Origin of the sequence: uncultured Parabacteroides sp. (genome assembly GCF_905196875.1) — a bacterium.
Taxonomy (GTDB): Bacteria; Bacteroidota; Bacteroidia; order Bacteroidales; family Tannerellaceae; genus Parabacteroides.
The window spans coordinates 61,516-82,165 of the sequence record NZ_CAJJWO010000005.1 but is presented as its reverse complement, the minus strand read 5'-3'; the positions used below and the strand labels follow the sequence as shown (position 1 = coordinate 82,165).

17 protein-coding genes are annotated in these 20,650 nt (G+C 43.2%); 10 read left to right on the top strand and 7 right to left on the bottom strand.

From position 1 onward, the window contains the following. The first annotated feature begins 126 nt into the window (after positions 1-126). The gene (locus QZ076_RS03220) at positions 127-834 is read left to right on the top strand and encodes a pirin family protein (protein ID WP_293710308.1); all 708 of its coding nucleotides are present in this window, start codon (positions 127-129) and stop codon (positions 832-834) included. Between the two features lie 68 nt (positions 835-902). On the opposite strand, the gene QZ076_RS03215 is transcribed toward QZ076_RS03220, so the two are convergent. Next, the gene (locus QZ076_RS03215; protein WP_293710306.1) at positions 903-2,189 is read right to left on the bottom strand and encodes a M64 family metallopeptidase; all 1,287 of its coding nucleotides are present in this window, start codon (positions 2,187-2,189) and stop codon (positions 903-905) included. Positions 2,190-2,269: 80 nt separating this feature from the next. Between QZ076_RS03215 and QZ076_RS03210 the strand changes: the two genes are divergently transcribed. After that, on the top strand, positions 2,270-2,749 hold the full coding sequence (locus QZ076_RS03210) for a pyridoxamine 5'-phosphate oxidase family protein (protein ID WP_293710304.1): 480 nt from the start codon (positions 2,270-2,272) through the stop codon (positions 2,747-2,749). Between the two features lie 140 nt (positions 2,750-2,889). Continuing rightward, on the top strand, positions 2,890-4,359 hold the full coding sequence (locus QZ076_RS03205) for a PAS domain-containing sensor histidine kinase (protein WP_293710302.1): 1,470 nt from the start codon (positions 2,890-2,892) through the stop codon (positions 4,357-4,359). Here QZ076_RS03205 and QZ076_RS03200 read toward each other — a convergent pair. Together QZ076_RS03200 and QZ076_RS03195 are read right to left on the bottom strand one after the other, a co-directional pair. Beyond that, positions 4,343-6,901, bottom strand: coding sequence for a hybrid sensor histidine kinase/response regulator transcription factor (locus tag QZ076_RS03200; RefSeq protein WP_293710408.1), 2,559 nt, complete (start codon positions 6,899-6,901; stop codon positions 4,343-4,345). The genes QZ076_RS03205 and QZ076_RS03200 overlap by 17 nt on opposite strands. 20 nt (positions 6,902-6,921) lie before the next feature. Further along, positions 6,922-8,286, bottom strand: a complete 1,365-nt coding sequence (locus tag QZ076_RS03195; RefSeq protein ID WP_293710300.1) for a two-component regulator propeller domain-containing protein — start codon at positions 8,284-8,286, stop codon at positions 6,922-6,924. 482 nt (positions 8,287-8,768) lie between these two features. On the opposite strand from QZ076_RS03195, the gene QZ076_RS03190 reads away from it, so the two are divergent. Further along, entirely contained in the window at positions 8,769-10,583 is a 1,815-nt protein-coding gene (locus QZ076_RS03190) for a sugar-binding domain-containing protein (protein ID WP_293710298.1), read from the top strand. Positions 10,584-10,645: 62 nt separating this feature from the next. Here QZ076_RS03190 and QZ076_RS03185 read toward each other — a convergent pair whose 3' ends face one another. Together QZ076_RS03185 and QZ076_RS03180 are read right to left on the bottom strand one after the other, a co-directional pair. After that, positions 10,646-11,719, bottom strand: a complete 1,074-nt coding sequence (locus tag QZ076_RS03185; protein ID WP_293710297.1) for an alanine racemase — start codon at positions 11,717-11,719, stop codon at positions 10,646-10,648. Between the two features lie 2 nt (positions 11,720-11,721). Then, positions 11,722-12,168 (bottom strand): GNAT family N-acetyltransferase, encoded by a 447-nt coding sequence (locus tag QZ076_RS03180; protein ID WP_293710296.1) that lies wholly within the window; start codon positions 12,166-12,168, stop codon positions 11,722-11,724. 417 nt (positions 12,169-12,585) lie between these two features. On the opposite strand from QZ076_RS03180, the gene QZ076_RS03175 reads away from it, so the two are divergent. From QZ076_RS03175 to rseP, 6 genes are all read left to right on the top strand, one after another. Continuing rightward, the gene (locus QZ076_RS03175; RefSeq protein WP_129735352.1) at positions 12,586-13,191 is read left to right on the top strand and encodes a DUF4290 domain-containing protein; all 606 of its coding nucleotides are present in this window, start codon (positions 12,586-12,588) and stop codon (positions 13,189-13,191) included. Next, positions 13,188-14,492 (top strand): UDP-N-acetylglucosamine 1-carboxyvinyltransferase, encoded by a 1,305-nt coding sequence (gene murA, locus QZ076_RS03170; protein WP_293710293.1) that lies wholly within the window; start codon positions 13,188-13,190, stop codon positions 14,490-14,492. The genes QZ076_RS03175 and murA overlap by 4 nt, the downstream gene beginning before the upstream one ends. 11 nt (positions 14,493-14,503) lie before the next feature. Beyond that, the gene (gene rimM, locus QZ076_RS03165; protein ID WP_293710291.1) at positions 14,504-15,025 is read left to right on the top strand and encodes a ribosome maturation factor RimM; all 522 of its coding nucleotides are present in this window, start codon (positions 14,504-14,506) and stop codon (positions 15,023-15,025) included. 71 nt (positions 15,026-15,096) lie between these two features. Continuing rightward, positions 15,097-15,969, top strand: coding sequence for a M23 family metallopeptidase (locus tag QZ076_RS03160; RefSeq protein WP_293710289.1), 873 nt, complete (start codon positions 15,097-15,099; stop codon positions 15,967-15,969). Positions 15,970-15,975: 6 nt separating this feature from the next. Next, entirely contained in the window at positions 15,976-17,139 is a 1,164-nt protein-coding gene (locus tag QZ076_RS03155) for a 1-deoxy-D-xylulose-5-phosphate reductoisomerase (RefSeq protein ID WP_293710287.1), read from the top strand. Positions 17,140-17,194: 55 nt separating this feature from the next. After that, positions 17,195-18,529, top strand: coding sequence for an RIP metalloprotease RseP (gene rseP / locus QZ076_RS03150; RefSeq protein ID WP_293710285.1), 1,335 nt, complete (start codon positions 17,195-17,197; stop codon positions 18,527-18,529). A gap of 76 nt (positions 18,530-18,605) precedes the next feature. On the opposite strand, the gene QZ076_RS03145 is transcribed toward rseP, so the two are convergent. Beyond that, the gene (locus QZ076_RS03145; RefSeq protein ID WP_293710283.1) at positions 18,606-19,325 is read right to left on the bottom strand and encodes a hypothetical protein; all 720 of its coding nucleotides are present in this window, start codon (positions 19,323-19,325) and stop codon (positions 18,606-18,608) included. Positions 19,326-19,510: 185 nt separating this feature from the next. Further along, positions 19,511-20,617: an alanine dehydrogenase gene (gene ald / locus QZ076_RS03140; protein ID WP_293710281.1), complete on the bottom strand. Its 1,107-nt coding sequence runs from the start codon at positions 20,615-20,617 to the stop codon at positions 19,511-19,513. Between the last annotated feature and the right edge of the window lie 33 nt (positions 20,618-20,650).

Here is a 20,650-nt window from a genome sequence, read left to right as displayed (position 1 = left end):
GATATGTTTTTATTTAGGAGCATTTTTCATACTATTTAAAAGGATACTGTCCTGGGGGATATGCGAACCGGAACTTTTTCAATGAGTAATATGTTATATAAATGAATTAAAGAGGAGGAATTATTTATGAAAATGGTAGTAGACAAGGCGAACTCTCGCGGATATGCAAACCATGGATGGCTTAAAACTCATCATACATTTAGTTTTGCTAATTATTATAATCCCCAAAGGGTACATTTTGGCAAACTACGCGTCCTAAATGACGATACGGTAGCTCCAAGCGAAGGTTTTGATACTCACCCGCATAAAAATATGGAAGTAATCTCTATTCCGCTGAATGGCTATTTGCGGCATGGCGACAGTATAAAGAACAGTAAAACTATCACTCCGGGCTATCTTCAGGTGATGAGTGCCGGAACAGGTATTTTTCATAGTGAGTTCAACGACAGTGCTGAACAACAGCTTGAATTTCTGCAGATCTGGGTTTTTCCACGTGAAGAAAATACGGCTCCGAAGTATAATAACTATGATATACGTCCGCTATTGAAAAAGAATGAATTGTCGCTGGTACTTTCGCCGGATGGTGAAACGCCTGCTGCGATCAATCAGGATGCCTGGTTTTCGATAGGAGAACTGGATGCCGGACAGATTAAAGAATATAAGTTCCATCGTCAAGGTATGGGAGTATATCTTTTTGTCATTGAAGGAGAAGTAGAAGTAAGTAATACAGTTCTTTCCAGACGCGATGGTGCTGGTTTTTATGATACGGACAGCATTACCATAGAGGTGTTGAAAGATGCGAAGATTTTGCTAATGGAAGTTCCGATGCAGTAATTGCATCAGGTTAATAATTAAAAAGGTTCCGGTTATCTGACCGGAACCTTTTTTCATGAAAGCTGTTTTTAATAACTTCTGTCTGATAAGAAATCAATCATTCGCAGAATAGCACGGCTGCATGCCGGGCAAAAAGGAGCGTAATCGCGCATCATGCAATGATCCATCGGTCGATAGATTCCTTTCGAAATATAACCACCTCCTTCAAATACGCCGGCTTTATCTTTATGTGCATCATCCAGCGGTGTCGGGATCGGAGTGTTAGCGGGCAGTAAATCTTTCCATTTGCCTTCAAAATCAACTAGCGTCGTAATGTTAGGCTCCCAGGGCTCATATTTCAAATTGTAAAAATCCTGATAAGCCACTTCAGAAGAAAAATATTCGTCAGCCAGTCCTGCAAAGCTATGTCCAAACTCATGGACGAATACATGTTGTGTACGTTCATTATCAGCTGTGCCGATTGCATAGAAATTATACATACCGCCACCACCGTAAGTATTGGTATTAACCAGAATAAATATGGCATCACACGGGACATTCCACACTGCATCGCGGATTGATTTCATATCAGGGGTGGTCAGATAACGGTCTACACCGAAAGTGTAATAACCGGAGTTCAATGCCGTATTTTTATATATACCTTTTCCCGAAGTGTCGGTTCCTGCATCTTCAGAAACCAGATTAACCGCCCAGATATTGAAATCTTCCCGGCGTGTCGTATAAGGAGGTGTATTGAAGAGGGATTCTGTAAATTTTTTTGCATCGGCGACAAACTTTTCCTGATCGGCAGCCGTATATCCTTCTGCAATAAATACCAGGTCCACTTTTTCACTGGAATCCCCTTTGTATTGGACCTGAGTCACTTTGTTATCTTTCAGTCTACCGCGGTCAATAAAAATATTGGTCGGGTCGATATCCATTTTAAGCAGTGAATGAAACTGCATATCGGCTTTGTCTCGGGCGGCTATCTCAACAACAACTGTCGTTTTAGGATAGGGAACTGAAATGCTGTTTGTCCATGATTGAGTTTCCGTTTTAGCCTGCTCAGTGGTTCGCCATTCTTCAAATAACGTATTGAAACCCCTCGAATAGATCAGGTCGTTACTGTTTTTATCATATATATTTACATAATAACCGCCATAGTTGAACTTGTCGATCAGGTTTTTCACAGGGCCTCCCCATACAGGTTCTTCACGTAATTGCTGTATGGCAGCAGCCTGGAATTCGGAGTTTCCACTTAAAGCGAAGTCTATCCGGAGACTTTTTTTATTGAAGTATTTATTAAAATCGCTCTGTGCAAGGCAACTAAGGCTGCAAAGGGTGGCAATTAGAAATAAGGAAATCTTTGTTCTCATATTTTCGTGTTTTATTAGGTGTTCTTTGTACGCACAAATATAATGTATTTTGTAGATTTGTGGTTCTAAAATGTTGTAATATGTTTGCAGAAATAAGAAGAAAAGACAGAATACTGGATAATGAATCTGCTGTCCGGTTATTAGAGACGGGAGAATATGGTTTTCTGGCGATGGCTGGAGCGAATGGTTTTGGTTATGGAATACCGATTAGCTACGTAATGGACCCTGAAGGACATATCTATTTTCATTGCGCACCGGAGGGATATAAATTGGAATGTATCAGGCAGAATCCGAAAGTCAGTTTTTGTGTGGTAGGCAATACTCGGGTTATTCCAAGGCAATTCAGTACAACTTATGAGTCGGTAATTGCTTTTGGAACGATTTATACTGATCTGCCGGATGATGAAAGATTGTATGCTTTGCGTCTGCTTGCGAAAAAGTATTCGCCGGAATACAACACAATAGGTGAAAAATATATAGCCGGTTCTTTCGGGCGGACTAATGTTTTACGATTGGATGTTGAACATATTTCCGGTAAATGTAAGCGAATCAAAGAATAAGGATGGATATAATTTATAATGAAATAGATATTATCTATAACATTGATGGTTTTTAGGAAGAAAAGTAAAAGTTTCCTGTATAAGTAGTCTTTGAATTATAAAGTTTGATTTACTTTGCAATTATATATAAAAAGGCTACGATGGAAAATATAATAGTTAAACAGCAATTGTTGACAAATTTCTTCACTTACCATCCTCAGGGAGGGGCTTTGTACGATAGTAACGGGCAACTGGTCGCTTTGAACAAAGCTATAAGTGAAAAATTAGCTGTTACTGAAATGTCAGATTTTCTTTTCACCAATTTGTTTGAAACAAATTACTTGTCGGAAGTGCAGAAAAGATATTTACGAAACGGAAGTGTTGTTAGCCATACTTTGCCTATTGGATTTTCAATAATCCCGGGAATCAATGCGAATAACGAAATTATTGGATATACATTGCTCCTGACTGATCTGGACCCAACTGAACAGGAAAAAGAGAATCAGATTCTGGCAGGTAAACTGATAGAAAGCCGCACGATGATGGAGCTAGCATTGAAGAATAGCCACATTGCTACTTATTCATTTAATTTTCATCTGTTCCAAACCTGTGATAAAGAGCATTGTAATCATTGTTTTCAGTTTTATGGAGCCAATAATTCTCTGCTCGATAGGAATAAATATATTTGTCGCGCTTTATCGAACCTGCGCCATCCGGATGACAGGGGCGACTTCTTCCTTCTGTTTAATGAGATCAGAAGTAAAAAACTACCGGAGTTTGCTGTAAATTTTCGTTTAAAGAACGACGAAGGGAAATACCGACATTATGAGGTTATAGCCAAACCACTGGAATATGATTCCAATGGGAATGCTAATCTGATTGTTGGTTGTATGATCGATAATCAGAAATATGTCGACTATGAACAATCGTTGATTGATGCAAAGGAAAAAGCGGAGAATGCAGATCAACTGAAATCAACTTTCCTGGCCAATATGACTCATGAGATCCGTACTCCGCTAAATGCAATAGTAGGTTTTTCCGATTTGCTGTCGATCGAGACAGACCCAGAGTTGAGGGATACCTACATCAGCCTGATAAAATCAAATAATGAGTTATTACTCCGGTTGATAAACGATGTATTGGATATTTCCAAAATAGAGTCGGGTATGGTGGCTTTTGCTTATACGGATGTTTATCTCCCTTCTGCAATGAAAGATATGTATTGTGTAATGCAATTGCGGATGCCTGAAAATGTAGAATTGATCTTGGATCCTTGTCCGGAGATTACATTCAGGACGGATAAAAGTCGTCTGATACAGGTGTTGGGAAATCTACTTACCAATGCAATAAAACATACTATGCATGGCTCCATACGGTTTGGTTACAAACGGGTGGATGATTGTCTGTACTTTTATGTATCTGATACCGGACGGGGAATACCAGAGAACGAACTGGAACATATTTTTGGCCGTTTTGTCCAGCTGAAAGGAAGCCAGAACGGTATCGGGTTAGGGTTGGCTATCTGTAAAGGCTTGGTAAATAAGATGGGAGGAGATATCTCCGTATCTTCCAGGTTGGGTGAAGGTTCCACCTTTCAATTTACGCTACCTTTGCCTAATGTTCTTTCATAAAGTCAGTAGGAGATTTCCCGTATTGCTTTTGGAAACAGGTAGAGAAATAGGCCGGGGAAGAGAAACCTGTCTGGAATGCAATCTCATTTATACGGCTTTCTCCCGTTAGCATCAGTTCTGCGGCTTTTTTCAGTCGGGTTATCCGGATAAACTCAACAGGCGTTAAACCGGACAAACCTTTTACTTTCCGGTACAGGCTGGAAGTACTCATGCCCATCTCCGATGCCAGCATTTCAACACTTAAAGCCTCGTTGGCTATATTTTCTTCCAAATAACTGTTGAATTTCCGGAGGAATATATCGTCAACCGTCGATACTGCCAGCGTGGCAGCCGGAACGGAAGGTGTTTCACGATATGTTTGAGTGAGCATCTCCCGGCTTTTAAGCAAGTTCTGGACCTGAGCTGTCAGCAATTCTATGGAAAACGGTTTCTCCATATAGGCATCTGCACCGTTGTTCAAACCTTTCAACCGTGACTGGAGGTTGTGTTGGGCTGTTAATAGGATGAACGGGATATGGCTGAAGTTTACGTCGTTTTTCACAACATTGCAAAGTTCGAAACCGTCCATTACAGGCATCATCACATCGCTGATGATCAGGTTTACCGTATTTTCTTTTAAAATGTTGACTGCTTCTTTGCCATTGGCTGCTTCGAGTACCCGGTAAGTTGCAGACAATTCTTTTGCAATGAACTGGCGCATATCTGTTTGGTCTTCCACTATCAATACGACAGACTTTTCGGTATTCTCCTTCTCTATATTCTGATCGGACGATTCTTCCGTATTTCTTTCATGTACCAGTTGATAACAATCTTCCTGTTCTTCGGGTAAGGTGAGGCAGAATTGATTTTTTCCATCCGTTGTTTGCTGATAGGCGAGGGTTCCTTTATGAAATTCGGTCAGCGAGCGAGCCAGGGATAATCCGATACCACTGCCTTGCTGGTTTTCTGTTTCTTTTAGTCGGTAGAACGGGTTGAATATGTTTTCCTTTTCGCTGTCGGGAATCAGGTGTCCGTCGTTGATGACAGTAATAGAGAATTCTTTTTTCTCTTCCTGTATCTGCATTTGCAGGGAGATCTGCCGGTCCGAATATTTTATGGCATTCGTCAGCAGGTTATTTACGATCTTAGAAAAGGCTTCCCGGTCTATGTAAGCGAAAAACGGACCTTCCGGAATATCACAAATAAATAATTTTCTTTCTTTTTCAATCACCGGGAAGAAGGGTTGCAGAAGTGTATTCAGCCATAATGTCACATCGGTCTTTACATAATTCAGCTTAAACCCGCGGCTTTCAGTCTTTCGGAAATCGAGTAACTGGTTACTCAGATTAAGCAATTGTTGGGTATTTTTCTCAATGATACGTAAGTTCTCCTGGGTAGACGGAGTGCCGTCACCGGAGCGGAGTATTTTTTCCAGAGGAGCTTTTATCAGCGTAAGCGGTGTGCGTATTTCATGTGTAATGAAGGTAAAGAACTGTATTTTTGCATCATATAGCTCTTTTTCCTTTTTACTCTCGAACAAATCCTGGTTGATGCGATGCTTTTCTTCCAGCTTGGCTTTTTTATAATTATAAAACAGGACAATAAGAATGCAGATAATCACAGCATAAAAGAAGAACGCCCATCCGGTAGCCCAGAACGGTGGGGTAACAATGATATGCAGTACCTGTTCGTTATCCTGCCAGATCCCGCTGCTGTTGGTGGATCTTACTTTGAATGTATATTCACCTGGAGAAAGATTAGCAAAAGTAACATCTTTATTTTGATTCATATAGATCCAATCCTTGTCTACTCCTTCCAGTTTATACGAATAGCGGATGGCATCCGGCGATGTATAGCTGAGTGCTATATACGACAGGGTAAAGGTAGATCCGTCATACGGTAATTTGAGTGTTTCCACATTCTCGATGGAAGGGGAAGTGAAATCATGCCGCCTCTCTTCATTGTCGGGAACGTTAATTGCTGTGATGTATACCGGCGGTGTGAAAGTGTCTTCCCTGAACTGCGACGGGTTGAACGACAGCATACCGTTTATCGTTCCCATATAAATGGTGCCGTCCGGAGCCTGATAAGAGGAACTATAGTTGAATTGTGTTTCGTGCAGTCCGTCCGTATAGGTGAAGGTACGCATTACATATGTGTCGGGATTGAAACGGACCAGGCCATTGGCTGTCGATAACCAGAAGAAATGTTCCTTATCTTCCACTATCCGGTAAATAATATTACTGGGTAAGCCGTTTTCAGTAGTGATACGATTGAACGACTGGGTTTCCGGGCTGAAGAGGGAGAGGCCGTTTACTGTGGTTACCCAGATCCGTCCTTTTGAGTCCTCGAATACGGAAGTGGCATTATTGCTCCCGATACTTTGCGATTTGTTCGGAGCGGCGGTATAATGTTCGACTGTATTTGTTTCACGTATATAATGATAGATACCGTTGGCCGTTGCCGCCCATATATCGCCGTTGCTGTCTTCGTAGATTTGCCGGATCAGGGCATAAATATTATTCCAGCGGCTGAAGGTTTCCGTCCGGCTGTTGTAGGTCATGATGCCGCTACCCGTACCGATCAGGAACTCGTCGTTGCGGGTTTTATAGAAACAGAGGATAAAGTTGTCGTTGAGAGGATGATCGGTACTTTCACGTGAATAATGTTTGATGATTTTCCCAGAAGGAATGTCCAGAACATCGATCCCTTTATTATAAGTGCGACCCATAAGCGGTTGCCATCGGCCAGTAATCCGTGAATATTGGTGGCCGATAAAGGATGCTGCGGATTGTTATAGGAATAGTTGGTGATCTGTCCGGTGGACGGATTATAGCAGTTGATCCCGTTGTCTTCGGTTCCCAGCCACAGGTTGCCGTATTGATCCGGTACGATTTCGCGGATGGCGTTGCCCGGTAGCTGGGGATGCGTCTTTCCTCCGATGAAATGATTGAAACGGGTATATTCCTTCGGTAGATAGCTGATGCCACCGAAAAAAGAGCCGGCCCACATACCCCCCTCACGATCCTTGGTGATCGAATAGATGGCATTGTCGGCAATGGTATATTCGTTGGTCAGCGATTTACGCAGGTTTATCACTTCGCGACTCAATACGTTATATATATAGATACCCGATTCGGAGGCAATCCAATATGTACTGTTGTTGTAAGGAGTAATGGCGCGAACCTGTATGTCCGGGATGATAGTAGTGACGGATTGATCCTGGTAATTGTAAAGCAGGAGACCTGCCAGGTTTGTTCCGACAAGTATGCCCAGCTCCGGTACTTGACGGATAGCCTGTATACTGATCTGCTTACCGATCTGTTGCTCGGTAAGCAGTTCGGTTTTTAAGAAAGCATCGCTTTCCGTCTTGTAGGTATATAAAGCTTGTCCGTTAGAGAAGAGAGGTTCTCCTTCATTGGTCAGTGTGATGAGGTTTGGATAAAAATTCTTTTCTGCCGGATAAACGCGGGTACTACTGTCTGTAGGATTATACCGTACGATACGGTTATGCCGGATGAACCATAATTGTTGGTTTTTGTCTTCGGTAACGGCAGAGAATGATTCCGGTTCGTTTTGGGCGGAAGAGAGGTGAAAAGGATGAAAAGTATCTGTTTTGTGATCATAGTAACAGGTGCCGGCAGAAGTACAGATCCATATTCTTTCATCTGAACTCTCGAAGAGGAAATTCAGATGGTCGCCCGGTAGGCTGTTCGGGTTATACGAATTATGGCGGTATACCTTAAAGGTATGTCCGTCGAAACGGTTTAACCCGTCTTCGGTGCCGAACCACATGAAGCCTCTTTTATCCTGCAAGGAGCAGTAGACCGTATTATGTGATAATCCCTGCTTATTATTATAGTGCCTGAAATGCAGTTCCTCTGCCAGACCACCTAAAGGACGTAGCAGCGATAGCAGGGTTATGATAAGAAGAGGTATTTGTTTCATATAATTTGAATTTGCAGGAAATTCATATTCCAATAATTGTCAATATGGAGACAAATATAAGGACAAAACAATTAAATTTTTGCCAGTATAGGGGATATTTGAGCGTTGTTCGTCTGCAATTTCCCTATTTTCAGAAAAAAGTAGGATTGTATAGAGATTTTTTGATTTTTTGTTCGAAAAAGTGGAAGTGCACCGGAATAATCTTATTTTTTCACTCAAAAAATAAGATTGTACGGCTGCAATTTCATTTTTAGGACGAAAAAATAAGATTGCACGGAAACTCTGCTATTTTTTTGATGAAAAATACGATTGCACCGAAACATTGAGAGTTTTAAGTATCTCAAAATGTACCTTTCAAACCCTTTGCACGATTATTGAAAGATTCTGAATGATTATTGAAAGCCTCTCTCTCAGGAATATAATTACTTTGCCGACAGAATAACAAACGAAATTTCAAAGTAGTAACTTTAAATACAAGTAGCATGAAGAAGACCTTTTTAGTATGTTGCGCTTTGGCCCTGACACTGGGTGCACAAGCACAGTGGAAGCCTGTCGGAGATAAGATCAAGACAAAATGGGCTGAACAAATCAATCCGAAAAACGTATTACCCGAATACCCGCGTCCGCAATTGGAACGTACCGACTGGGTAAACCTGAACGGTGAATGGGAGTATGCCATCAAACCTCGTGGCGGAGCAGAACCGGCAGCTTTCGATGGAAATATCCTTGTTCCTTTCGCTGTGGAGTCCTCTTTGTCGGGAGTTCAGAAGGAAGTAGGAGAAAATAATGAATTATGGTACAAACGGACATTCACTGTTCCGGCTAACTGGAAGAATAAGGATGTTGTCCTTAACTTCGGTGCGGTAGACTGGAAGACAGATGTGTTTGTTAATGATATCCTGATCGGTTCTCATCAGGGAGGTTTCACTCCGTTCTCATTCAATATCACTCCTTATCTGACAGGTAAGAACAATCAGAAACTGGTGGTTCGCGTTTGGGACCCGAGTGATAAAGGATACCAGCCGCGCGGCAAGCAGACTTCGAATCCTGAAGGAATCTGGTATACTCCGGTGACAGGAATCTGGCAAACAGTATGGCTCGAACCGGTAGCAACTAATCATATTACTTCTGTTAAATCGATTCCGAACATCGATAACGGAACAGTGAACGTAACAGTCGGAACTTCAGTTCCATGTTGCAACACGTCTATTGTAGAAGTTAAGTTGATGGATAAAGGCCAGGTGGTAGCTTCTGCCAAAGGTTTGCAGGGTAAAGAACTTCGTTTAGCTGTTCAGAACCCGACGCTTTGGGATACTTCCAATCCTTATTTGTATGATATGAAAGTATCGTTGATCAACGACGGCAAAGTATTGGACGATGTAAAATCATATACTGCTTTCCGTAAAATCTCAAGCAAAAGAGACGCAAACGGCGTTATGCGTATGCAGTTGAACAATAAGAATCTGTTCCAGTATGGTCCTCTGGATCAAGGTTGGTGGCCTGACGGATTATATACAGCTCCTACCGATGAAGCTCTGTTGTATGATATCGTTAAAACAAAAGACTGGGGATTCAATATGATCCGCAAACACGTGAAAGTCGAACCTGCACGCTGGTATTATCATTGCGATAAAGAAGGTATCCTCGTTTGGCAGGATATGCCGAGCGGTGACATGGGTAACCAATGGGCTCCTCATACTTATAACGGAGGAACGGATAAAAATCGTTCTGCAGAATCTGTGGCAAACTATTACCAGGAATGGAAAGAGATCATGGATATGTGTATTTCCTATCCTTCTATCGTTGTCTGGGTTCCTTTCAACGAAGCATGGGGACAGTTCGATACTGAAAAAGTGGCTGAATGGACAAAGAACTACGATCCTTCACGTCTGGTGAACCCGGCCAGTGGTGGTAACCACCGTGCTTGCGGCGATATCCTCGACTTGCATAACTATCCGGGACCGAACATGTTCCTGTATGATCCGCAGCGTGTAACTGTATTAGGTGAATACGGAGGTATCGGTCTGCCGTTGGAAAACCATTTGTGGTGGAACAAACGTAACTGGGGATATGTACAGTTCAAGAACAGCGATGAGGTAACTGCCGAATATGTAAAATATGCCAACGATTTGAAGGGCATGGTCGACCGTGGTTTCTCCGCCGCCGTCTACACCCAGACCACCGATGTGGAAGGTGAAGTAAACGGCCTCATGACTTACGACCGTAAAGAAATAAAGATCAATGAAGCAGCTGTAAAGAAAGCAAATCAGGCTGTAATAGACCAATTATCTAAGTAGAAAGAAGTCCCTATACCTGGCAAAATCAGGTATAGGGATAATCTTTTGTAGAATAAAAATAATTAAATGACGACCTGCTTTCTTACGTATTTAGAGTTCATCAGTCTGAAAGCGCCCATATAATCCATGCTAAAAGAAATAATGTCGCCAACTTTATATTTAGCCGGATTATTCCCCAGATCGACAATCAGCATGTCTGAACTGGCTCCGGTGCAGGAAATTGATGTATCTTCAGGAAATATATGTGCATATTCAACGTCAAGTAAACCGAGATCCAGAATAGCCCGAATGGTTGTTTTACCTTTGTCCTCTTCGCTGTATTCTGGAGTATTCCCTTCGAGATTATTGCCCAACAGTCCTTCGGGAACAATGGGTTTTTCTTCAAGTTCGATAATCTCCGTGTGAAGAGAAAATACATCCTGCTTCATCTCCAGTAGAGGGCTACTGTGATAAACATCAGTGCCAAAGAATAAAGTTTCGCCTATCCTGAAATGATTGATTCCATCAGGAAGTGTGTTTTCAAGCAACAGTGGAATTGTAACTGAAGACCCTCCTGATACATAAGGTATCTTTTTCTGATATTTAGCGGCTATAAGTTCGCGGTACAATGCTAATTGATTGAGCTTGTCATGATCAGGCAGTACTCCCGAAAGACAAGCAAAATTAGTACCCAGACCAACGACTTCAATGTATGGCAATGTGATTGCCTTTTCATAGAGCTTTAATAATTCATTCCTTAATACCCCTTCCCTTAGCTCACCTAGTTCAACCATAATGATGACTTTGTGCACTTTTCCATTAAGAGAAGCTTCTTTCGATAATTTTTTTAAAGTGGCAAATTCTGTATTAAAACTTATATCGGCATATTGTACTACTTCTTTGACGGCCAATGAAGCAGGAGGTTTGATATAAACAGTTTCAACGGAAGGATCTATTTTCTTTATAGCCTTGATATTTGTCATTCTGGAATCACAGAATTGTTTTATGCCAAGGCGCATCGTCTCTTTCAGGAAAACCATATCACCGCATAAAAGCTTTGATACGACTGACCATTGGATATTATGATTTTTGAACAATGTGTCCAGATAATCGTAATTATGCTTTAAGCTTTGTCTGTTTAGTGTGATGTATGCCATTCCTACTCCTTTCTTGATAAACGCATCTCAATGTATTTATTCTTAAATCCTATGCTGTTATACATATGAATGGCAGGGTTGACAGGATCTACATGGAGTGCAACGTCACCTTCTACCTGCTTCAATACCGCTGACAAAAGCTGTTTTCCAAAACCGTGTCCTCGATATTTATGATGAATGGCAATATAAACTAAAATATTTTCAGGAATGTAGTCTTCCATTCCCGTGCTATTAACAACTGCTGCACCTATTATCTGATTTGAATCGGACATCACGGCTACAACTCCTTTCTGATTGCCATTAGTACACTTCATCGCATGACAAATGGCTTTTGTTATGTCATTACACGAATCGCCATATTGTTCAAGTTCATTGTGAAGAAATTCAGCTATCATTGGGATTTCATCAGGCTTGAGGACTCTGTTTGGGTTAAAATACTCGACTTTCATTACTTTTTGAATTTAAATAGATTAATACACGTTGTTAAAAAGTATCGATATTACATTTTAACAAACTTAAATTTGAGTGATTAGAGAAACAGGAAAAGATAAAACAAACAGTACATGCAGTACAAATCAATAATAAAGAAGGAGAAAAATCAGATAGTGAAGTCAAATGAAGACAAATAGATTTCTCATAGAGATCCTGAATCTCTGTTGATTTTGTAAAAATACCGTCCTTTATTAATGAAAGCAAATAAATAAAAATCATTTTAGATACGTTAACAATGGTTTGGAAACTGAACAAACGAACATATCCCATATTAAATCATATTTTTTTTAGAATACGTTATTAATGGGCAGTTGGATTCTATCTTGTGTAAATCAATTATAATCTGTACATTTGCCGGATAAAAGAATATGATAATGAAATATAATACAGAAGAAAAGAAATTGGTGATGCCCGAATACGGACGCAATATCCAGAACATGGTAGACTATTGTGTTGCAATCGAGGACAGAGAGGAACGGAAACGTTGTGCCAATACGATAATCAACATTATGGGAAACATGTTTCCCCACCTGCGTGATGTGAACGATTTCAAACACATTTTGTGGGATCACCTGGCTATCATGGCCGACTTTAAGCTGGATATCGATTATCCTTACGAGATCGTAAAGAAGGAAAACCTATATGCCCGTCCGCCGCGCATCCCTTACAACAATAACCGTATCCGTTACCGTCACTACGGAAAGACATTGGAGCTGATGATCCGTAAGGCAACCGAACTGGAAGCAGGTGTTGAAAAGGATCAGCTAATCAAGCTGTTGGCTACCCAGATGAAGAAATCGTTCCTTACCTGGAACAAAGAATCAGTCGATGACCGCAAGATATTCAAAGACCTTGACGAAATGTCGGAAGGTTCGATCGTATTGAATGAAGAAGAACATAAACTGACCGAAAGCCGCGATATCCTCGCCCGGAATAATAATAATAACACCAAAAAGAATTATCCCCGTAAAAGCCGATGAGTTCATTTGTTATAGAAGGTGGATATAAACTGTCAGGGGAGATTACTCCGCAAGGTGCCAAGAACGAAGCGCTCGAGGTAATCTGCGCTGTTTTGTTGACTCCGGAGAAAGTAACCATCCATAATGTACCGGATATCCTTGACGTGAATAACCTGATACAGCTTCTTCGCGATATGCAAGTGAAAGTAGACCATCCGGCTACCGGAACGTATACTTTCCAGGCAGATGCAGTTGACCTGGATTATCTGAATACGGATGAATTCATCCGTAAGAGCGGTTCGTTGCGTGGTTCGGTTATGATCGTCGGTCCGTTGGTTGCCCGTTTTGGCAAGGCATTGATCCCGAAACCCGGAGGCGATAAGATCGGCCGCCGCCGCCTGGATACCCATTTTGTCGGTATTCAAAAGTTGGGTGCCTGCTTTCGCTACGATGCCGAACGTCAGCTCTACGAGATAGAAGCCAAACGTCTGAAAGGTGCCTATATGCTTTTGGATGAAGCCTCAGTAACGGGTACCGCCAATATCCTGATGGCCGCCGTACTGGCCGAAGGAACAACCACCATCTATAATGCCGCCTGCGAACCCTACCTGCAACAGTTATCTTCCATGCTTAACCGTATGGGAGCCGATATTTCAGGCGTAGGCTCAAATTTATTGACTATTAAAGGTGTCGACTCGCTCGGCGGAACCGTTCATACCATTCTTCCCGACATGATCGAAGTCGGCAGTTTCATCGGTATGGCCGCTATGACCGGATCCGACATCACCATAAAGAATACCGGATATGATAAGTTGGGAATTATCCCCGAGTCATTCCGCCGGCTGGGTATCACCGTCGAGCAGATCGGCGACGATATCCATATCCCCACTCACGACTCGTACGAAATAGATACTTTTATCGATGGCTCTATCATGACCATTGCCGATGCACCCTGGCCGGGACTGACTCCTGACTTATTGAGTGTATTCCTCGTAGTGGCTACGCAGGCTGTAGGGAGTGTGCTGATCCATCAGAAGATGTTCGAAAGCCGCCTGTTCTTTGTCGACAAGTTGATCGACATGGGGGCACAGATCATCCTTTGCGATCCTCACCGGGCTACGGTTATCGGATTGGGTAACCGCTTCAGGTTGCGCGGTTCCAATATGGTGTCTCCGGATATACGTGCCGGAATCGCCTTGTTGATCGCCGCCATGAGTGCGGAAGGTACCAGCCATATCCACAATATCGACCAGATAGACCGTGGATATCAGAATATCGATATACGTTTGAATAACATAGGAGCCCGTATCACGCGGCTTTGATATTCCCTGTTATGATAAAAAAAGAAGAAGTTTTTAAGATCGGAGTGTTTGCCAAACCCCACGGCATTAAAGGAGAAATCTCGCTGGTGACGAACAGTGACGTGTTCGATGAAGCGGAAGACCCTTGCGTGATCTGTGAAATAGATGGTATCCTGGTGCCGTTCTTTGTAGAAGAATACCGGTATAAGACCGATACGGTCATCCTGTTGAAACTGGAAAATGTGAACGACGAGAAAGCCGCCCGCGAGTTTACCAACCGGGAAGTATTCTTCCTGCTGGATGCCGTCGATGAAGATGATCTGGTTGGTGATATGACATGGGACAGCTTTATCGGTTACACCGTCATCGACGAACATCACGGTGAGCTCGGTAAAATAACCGATGTAGACGAAACGACGATCAACGTTCTTTTGCAGATCGACCATAACGGAGAAGAACTGCTCCTTCCGGCCGCAGAAGAACTGATTACCTCTGCAGATCATGATAACAAAACGCTTCAGGTTTCTGTGCCCGAAGGTTTGCTTGATTTATAAAAACGTTAATTAGAGTAAACAATGCCCGTGTCGATACGGTTTTTGTTACTTTTGCGTTTTAACATAAAAACATGGCACGAAAACAACGAAAGAACAATAAGAAATCATTCTGGCACCGGATTCGGTTTAAATACAAGCTGTCTTTTTTCAACGAAACGACGCTCGAAGAAGTATGGTCTTTCCGTTTGTCGCAATTATCCGCTTTTCTGACACTTGCCTTGTTTGCTTTCTTCCTGATTGCTGTAACCGCCCTGATCATTATCAAGACACCGATACGTAACTATCTGCCGGGGTATCTGGATGTGGAAATACGTAAGGAGATCATGCAGAATGCTCTGCGGGCCGATTCGCTGGAACGGATGATCTCTATCCAGTCTCTTTATCTGGAAAACGTGGCCGGTATCCTGTCGGGAACCATCGAGCTCGATTCCATTCGTCAGATAGATTCACTGGCACATGTGGATGCCAACTATGAAATTCCCCGTACCAAATCGGAAGAGAAATTTGTAAAGAACTTTGAAGAAGAAGAAAAGTATAATCTGACGGTATTGAACCCCAATCCGGTTCCTACCGACGGGGTCTTTTTCTATAAGCCGGTGAACGGTGTCGTGTCTTCGCATTATGAAGCGGATACCCGCCATTTCGGGGTAGACCTGGTGGCAGCGCCAAAAGAAAGCGTTCTGGCAACGTTGGACGGAACGGTGGTTTTCACCGGCTTCGATCCGAATTTCGGAAATGTGATTCAGTTGCAGCACAAAAACGGTTTCCTGTCCGTTTATAAACATAATGAATTATTACTGAAGGAGATTGGTGACCATGTGGTTGCCGGTGAAGCAATCGCTTTAGTCGGTAATACAGGGAAATTGTCTACCGGCCCGCATCTTCATTTCGAGTTGTGGTATAAAGGTAATCCGGTCAATCCTGAAGAATACATAGCATTTTAAGTATCCATGAAAAGAAGTTTAGCCATATTAGGTTCTACCGGTTCTATCGGGACACAAGCGTTGGAGGTGATCAGCGAACATGCTGACTTGTTCGACGTTTATGCCCTGACAGCCAATAACCAGGTAGATTTACTGATCAACCAGGCACGTAAATATATGCCCGAGGTGGTAGTCATCGCCAACGAACAGAAATACCCCGAATTGAAGGAGGCGCTCGAGGACTTACCTATAAAGGTTTGGGCCGGTTCGGATGCGATTGCCCAGGTAGTGCAGTCGGAACCGATCGACATGGTACTGACTGCCATGGTAGGATATTCCGGCCTGAAGCCGACGATTGCAGCCATTAAGGCTGGTAAAGCGATTGCGTTGGCCAATAAAGAAACATTGGTGGTGGCAGGTGAGTTGGTCACTTCGCTGGCCACAGAATATAAAGTGCCGGTTTTACCCGTCGACTCTGAACATTCGGCTATTTTCCAGTGTTTAGCAGGAGAGTGGGAGAATCCGGTCGAAAAGATATTGCTTACCGCATCCGGCGGCCCGTTCCGTACAAAGACGATGGAAGAGTTGGCTGTGGTGACCAAGGCGCAGGCCCTGAAACATCCGAACTGGACGATGGGAGCAAAGGTAACGATCGATTCAGCCTCTATGATGAATAAAGGGTTTGAAATGATCGAAGCGAAATGGCTGTTCGGTGTGACCCCCGAACAGATACAGGTTGTGGTGCATCCGCAGTCTGTTATCCATTCGATGGTGCAATTCGAGGATGGTGCCGTCATGGCACAGCTGGGTATCCCGGATATGAAGCTGCCTATCAGTTACGCCTTTTCTTATCCGAAGCGGTTGACGAGCAAAGCGCCGCGCCTGGATTTCAATCAATATTCCACTCTGACGTTCGAGGAGCCCGACATGACACGTTTCCGCAATCTTGCCTTTGCATTCGATGCGATCCGCAAGGGAGGAAATATGCCTTGCATACTGAATGCGGCGAACGAGATAGTGGTAGCCGCCTTTCTGCGTGATGCAATCGGTTTCCTGCAAATGAGCGATGTGATTGAAAAGACAATGGAAAAGGTTTCCTTCATCACTGCTCCCACGTATGAAGACTATGTGGCGACCGATGCGGAAGCGCGCCGGATCGCGACGGCTGTTATGGAGACAATCGGCAGATAGGATACAGAACAAATATATGAGTAAAAAGAAATAAATTAATACAGACAAACAATAGATGGAGACATTTTTAATTAAGGCGTTACAGCTCATCTTGAGCTTATCGATATTAGTCCTTGTCCACGAGTTCGGGCACTTTATCTTTGCCCGTATCTTTAAGGTCCGGGTTGAGAAGTTCTACCTTTTCTTCGACGCGTGGTTTGCACTCTTCAGGTTTAAACCGAAGAATAGCGAAACGGAATATGGCATCGGCTGGTTGCCGTTGGGTGGTTATTGCAAGATTTCCGGGATGATCGATGAGAGCATGGATAAAGAGCAGATGGCTCAGCCTGCCAAACCGTATGAATTCCGTTCTAAGCCTGCCGGTCAGCGTTTAATGATCATGACTGCGGGTGTTTTATTCAACTTCCTGTTGGCTTTGTTTATCTATTCGATGGTGCTTTACACCTGGGGTGAGACGTATCTGCCGCTGAAGAATATAACACACGGTATGTATTACAGCGAAACGATGAAAGATGTCGGTTTCCAGGATGGAGACGTTCTTCTGTATGCTGACGCTGAACCATTGGATCGTCTGGATGAGTTTTCTTTACGTCAGGTTGTAGAGGCACAAAATGTAACGGTTTTGCGTAATGGCGTTGAGACTGTGATCCCGATGCCGGACGATATGATGCAACGTATGATGCGTAACAAAGACGGTTTTGTAGATGCAAACAATTTCCCGATACCGATGGTGGTAAGGGAACTCCCTGACGCTGATTCGCCGGCCCGGGATGCCGGTTTGCAGCCCAACGACAGTATCGTTTCGATCAACGGTGTGATTACACCGACTTATTATGACGCATCGAAGTTGTTGGCTGATAATAAAGGGAAGGAAATAGAAGTCGGTTTCTACCGTAACGGTCAGGAAATGTCTTTACCGGTTCATACGAATGCAGAAGGTAAACTGGGTATCTATGCCAAGACTCCGTTGGATTTCTACCAGACGCAGACTATTAGATATGGCTTCTTCGAGTCGTTTCCTGCAGGTATCCGTTTAGGAGTGAATACTCTAAAAGGATATGTAAATGATATGAAGTATGTCTTTACAAAAGAAGGAGCCTCCAGTTTAGGTGGTTTCGGTACGATCGGCGGTATGTTCCCTGCAACCTGGGATTGGAAAGTGTTCTGGCAACGTACAGCATTCCTTTCAATCATCCTTGCCTTTATGAATATATTACCTATTCCGGCATTGGACGGCGGACATGTGATGTTTCTGCTCTATGAAGTGATCGCCCGCCGCAAGCCGAGCGACAAGTTTCTGGAATATGCACAGATCACAGGTATGTTCCTCTTGTTCGCTTTGCTTATCTATGCAAATGGTAACGATATATTCCGTCTTATTTTCAAGTAAGTAATATTTAAAATATAAAAACTCCCGGTATCCTACTGATACCGGGAGTTTTTTATTTATGGAAACTGATAGTAACTTATTTTGCTAACGTTTCGTTGATAGAATCAAGGATTTTCTTTGAATTAGCATCGGCAGCATTGATTGCTAGCGCTTGTTCCAGATATTCTTTAGCCTTTTTCATCTGTACGTCTGCTTTGTCCTTTTCTGCTTCGTATTTTGCAGGATCGGTAGCTGCTGCCAGGATCTTTGCACCTTCGTTGTAATACATAGCTCCTAAGCTGTAAAGGGCATTTCCCTTATACTTTGCATTGCTGACGATCAAAACATCTTTAAACAGCTCTTCTGCATCGGCAACCTTACCGGCTTTCTGTGCAGCTTGTGCCTGCTTCATACAATATCCGTAAAGCAATTTTTCCAGATTTGCGTCGCCCGGTTTAACCTTCAGGCCTGCTTCGACAGTTGCGGTAAATTCGACCGGTTTATTGAGGTTACGTAATGACATTGCTTTACCTGTATAGGCATCGTCAACGTTTTTATTCTTCTGAATGGCCAGGTCGTAATATTTTACGGCATCTTCATATTTCTTGGCCTGGAAAGCTGCATAACCGCAATTGAAAACGCGGTCGGCGTCTTCGTTGTTCGTCTGTTTAAGGAACGCGTCGTACTTTGTAAAAGCTTCTGCATAGTTTTTCGCTTTTAAAGCTGCATCCCCTTCATCACGCAGTTTATCAGCGTCTTGAGCAAATAAATTTCCAATACTTAGGCAAAAAGCCAATAGCAAAACAATTTTCTTCATGGTTGTTAAACGATTTAATTTTAATTATATGATGCGCTAAGTTAGTAACCATGATATAAGTATCAAAGCAATTTTACATCTTTTTAGAATTATAAGGGAAAGAGAAATCTTTCGTTCGGTAAGAAAAAACAGATTATACGAGCCTTGTAACTGAAGGATTTCGTATAATCTGCCTATTTGCTTTACTATAATACAGTCGGATAACAAGGTAATCCGAAAGCTTCGGCAACAGCCGGATAGACGATTTGGCCTTCAACAATATTCAATCCGAGGAACAGGCTTTTATCTTCTTTACAGGCCGTTTTCCATCCTTTGTCCGCCAGTTTCAGGACATAGGGTAGCGTGGCATTCGTTAATGCCAGTGTGGAAGTCTGCGGAACGGCTCCCGGAATGTTGGCTACACAATAATGAACGATGTTGTCGACAGTGTAAATCGGATCGGCATGCGTGGTCGGGTGCGAAGTCTCGAAGCAACCGCCCTGGTCGATAGCTACGTCTACCAATACGCTGCCGGGGTTCATCAGCGACAGCATATCTCTGGTCACCAGATGAGGAGCCTTTGCTCCGGGGATCAGCACGGCGCCGATCACGAGGTCGGTGGCGGGAAGTTCCGTTTCTATGTTATGGGTAGACGAATAAAGCGTTTTCACGTTTGCCGGCATGATCTCGTCAAGATAGCGCAGACGGGGCAGGGAGATGTCGGCAATGGTGACGTCGGCACCCATTCCGGCAGCCATCAATGCGGCATTATGTCCGACGATACCGCCACCCAGCACCAATACGCGGGCAGGTTTCACTCCCGGCACGCCACCCAGCAGGATGCCTTTGCCACCTTGAGGTTTTTCGAGGAAGCGGGCGCCTTCCTGTATCGACATGCGGCCTGCCACTTCGCTCATGGGGATGAGCAGGGGAAGGGTGTGGTCTCTGTTTTCTACCGTTTCGTAGGCCAGGCAGACGGAACCACTGTCCATCATGGCGAGGGTCAGCTTCTCGTCCGAGGCAAAGTGGAAGTAAGTGAATACCAGTTGCCCTTTCTGCACGAGAGGATATTCGGCTGCAATAGGTTCTTTTACCTTTACGATCATTTCTGCAATCTGATAGACGTCGTTAATCGACGGGAGAATCTGTGCTCCTGCTTTCTCGTAGGCTGCATCAGGAAAACCACTGTTTTCACCCGCAGTATGCTGCACATATACGGTGTGTCCTCTTTTTACCAACTCTTTGGCTCCGGCAGGCGTAAGCGCTACCCGGTTCTCATTGTTTTTGATTTCTTTGGGAATTCCGATGATCATAATGTTATTGTTTAATAGTTATTATGCTGCAAT

Coding starts and splice junctions, on each gene's coding strand:
- rimM (WP_293710291.1), top strand. CDS start 14,504: ATGATAAAAAAAGAAGAAGTTTTTAAGATCGGAGTGTTTGCCAAACCC.
- QZ076_RS03195 (WP_293710300.1), bottom strand. CDS start 8,286: ATGAAACAAATACCTCTTCTTATCATAACCCTGCTATCGCTGCTACGT.
- ald (WP_293710281.1), bottom strand. CDS start 20,617: ATGATCATCGGAATTCCCAAAGAAATCAAAAACAATGAGAACCGGGTA.
- murA (WP_293710293.1), top strand. CDS start 13,188: ATGAGTTCATTTGTTATAGAAGGTGGATATAAACTGTCAGGGGAGATT.
- QZ076_RS03210 (WP_293710304.1), top strand. CDS start 2,270: ATGTTTGCAGAAATAAGAAGAAAAGACAGAATACTGGATAATGAATCT.
- QZ076_RS03190 (WP_293710298.1), top strand. CDS start 8,769: ATGAAGAAGACCTTTTTAGTATGTTGCGCTTTGGCCCTGACACTGGGT.
- QZ076_RS03215 (WP_293710306.1), bottom strand. CDS start 2,189: ATGAGAACAAAGATTTCCTTATTTCTAATTGCCACCCTTTGCAGCCTT.
- QZ076_RS03160 (WP_293710289.1), top strand. CDS start 15,097: ATGGCACGAAAACAACGAAAGAACAATAAGAAATCATTCTGGCACCGG.
- QZ076_RS03200 (WP_293710408.1), bottom strand. CDS start 6,901: ATGACCTACAACAGCCGGACGGAAACCTTCAGCCGCTGGAATAATATT.
- QZ076_RS03175 (WP_129735352.1), top strand. CDS start 12,586: ATGAAATATAATACAGAAGAAAAGAAATTGGTGATGCCCGAATACGGA.
- QZ076_RS03220 (WP_293710308.1), top strand. CDS start 127: ATGAAAATGGTAGTAGACAAGGCGAACTCTCGCGGATATGCAAACCAT.
- QZ076_RS03155 (WP_293710287.1), top strand. CDS start 15,976: ATGAAAAGAAGTTTAGCCATATTAGGTTCTACCGGTTCTATCGGGACA.
- rseP (WP_293710285.1), top strand. CDS start 17,195: ATGGAGACATTTTTAATTAAGGCGTTACAGCTCATCTTGAGCTTATCG.
- QZ076_RS03205 (WP_293710302.1), top strand. CDS start 2,890: ATGGAAAATATAATAGTTAAACAGCAATTGTTGACAAATTTCTTCACT.
- QZ076_RS03180 (WP_293710296.1), bottom strand. CDS start 12,168: ATGAAAGTCGAGTATTTTAACCCAAACAGAGTCCTCAAGCCTGATGAA.
- QZ076_RS03185 (WP_293710297.1), bottom strand. CDS start 11,719: ATGGCATACATCACACTAAACAGACAAAGCTTAAAGCATAATTACGAT.
- QZ076_RS03145 (WP_293710283.1), bottom strand. CDS start 19,325: ATGAAGAAAATTGTTTTGCTATTGGCTTTTTGCCTAAGTATTGGAAAT.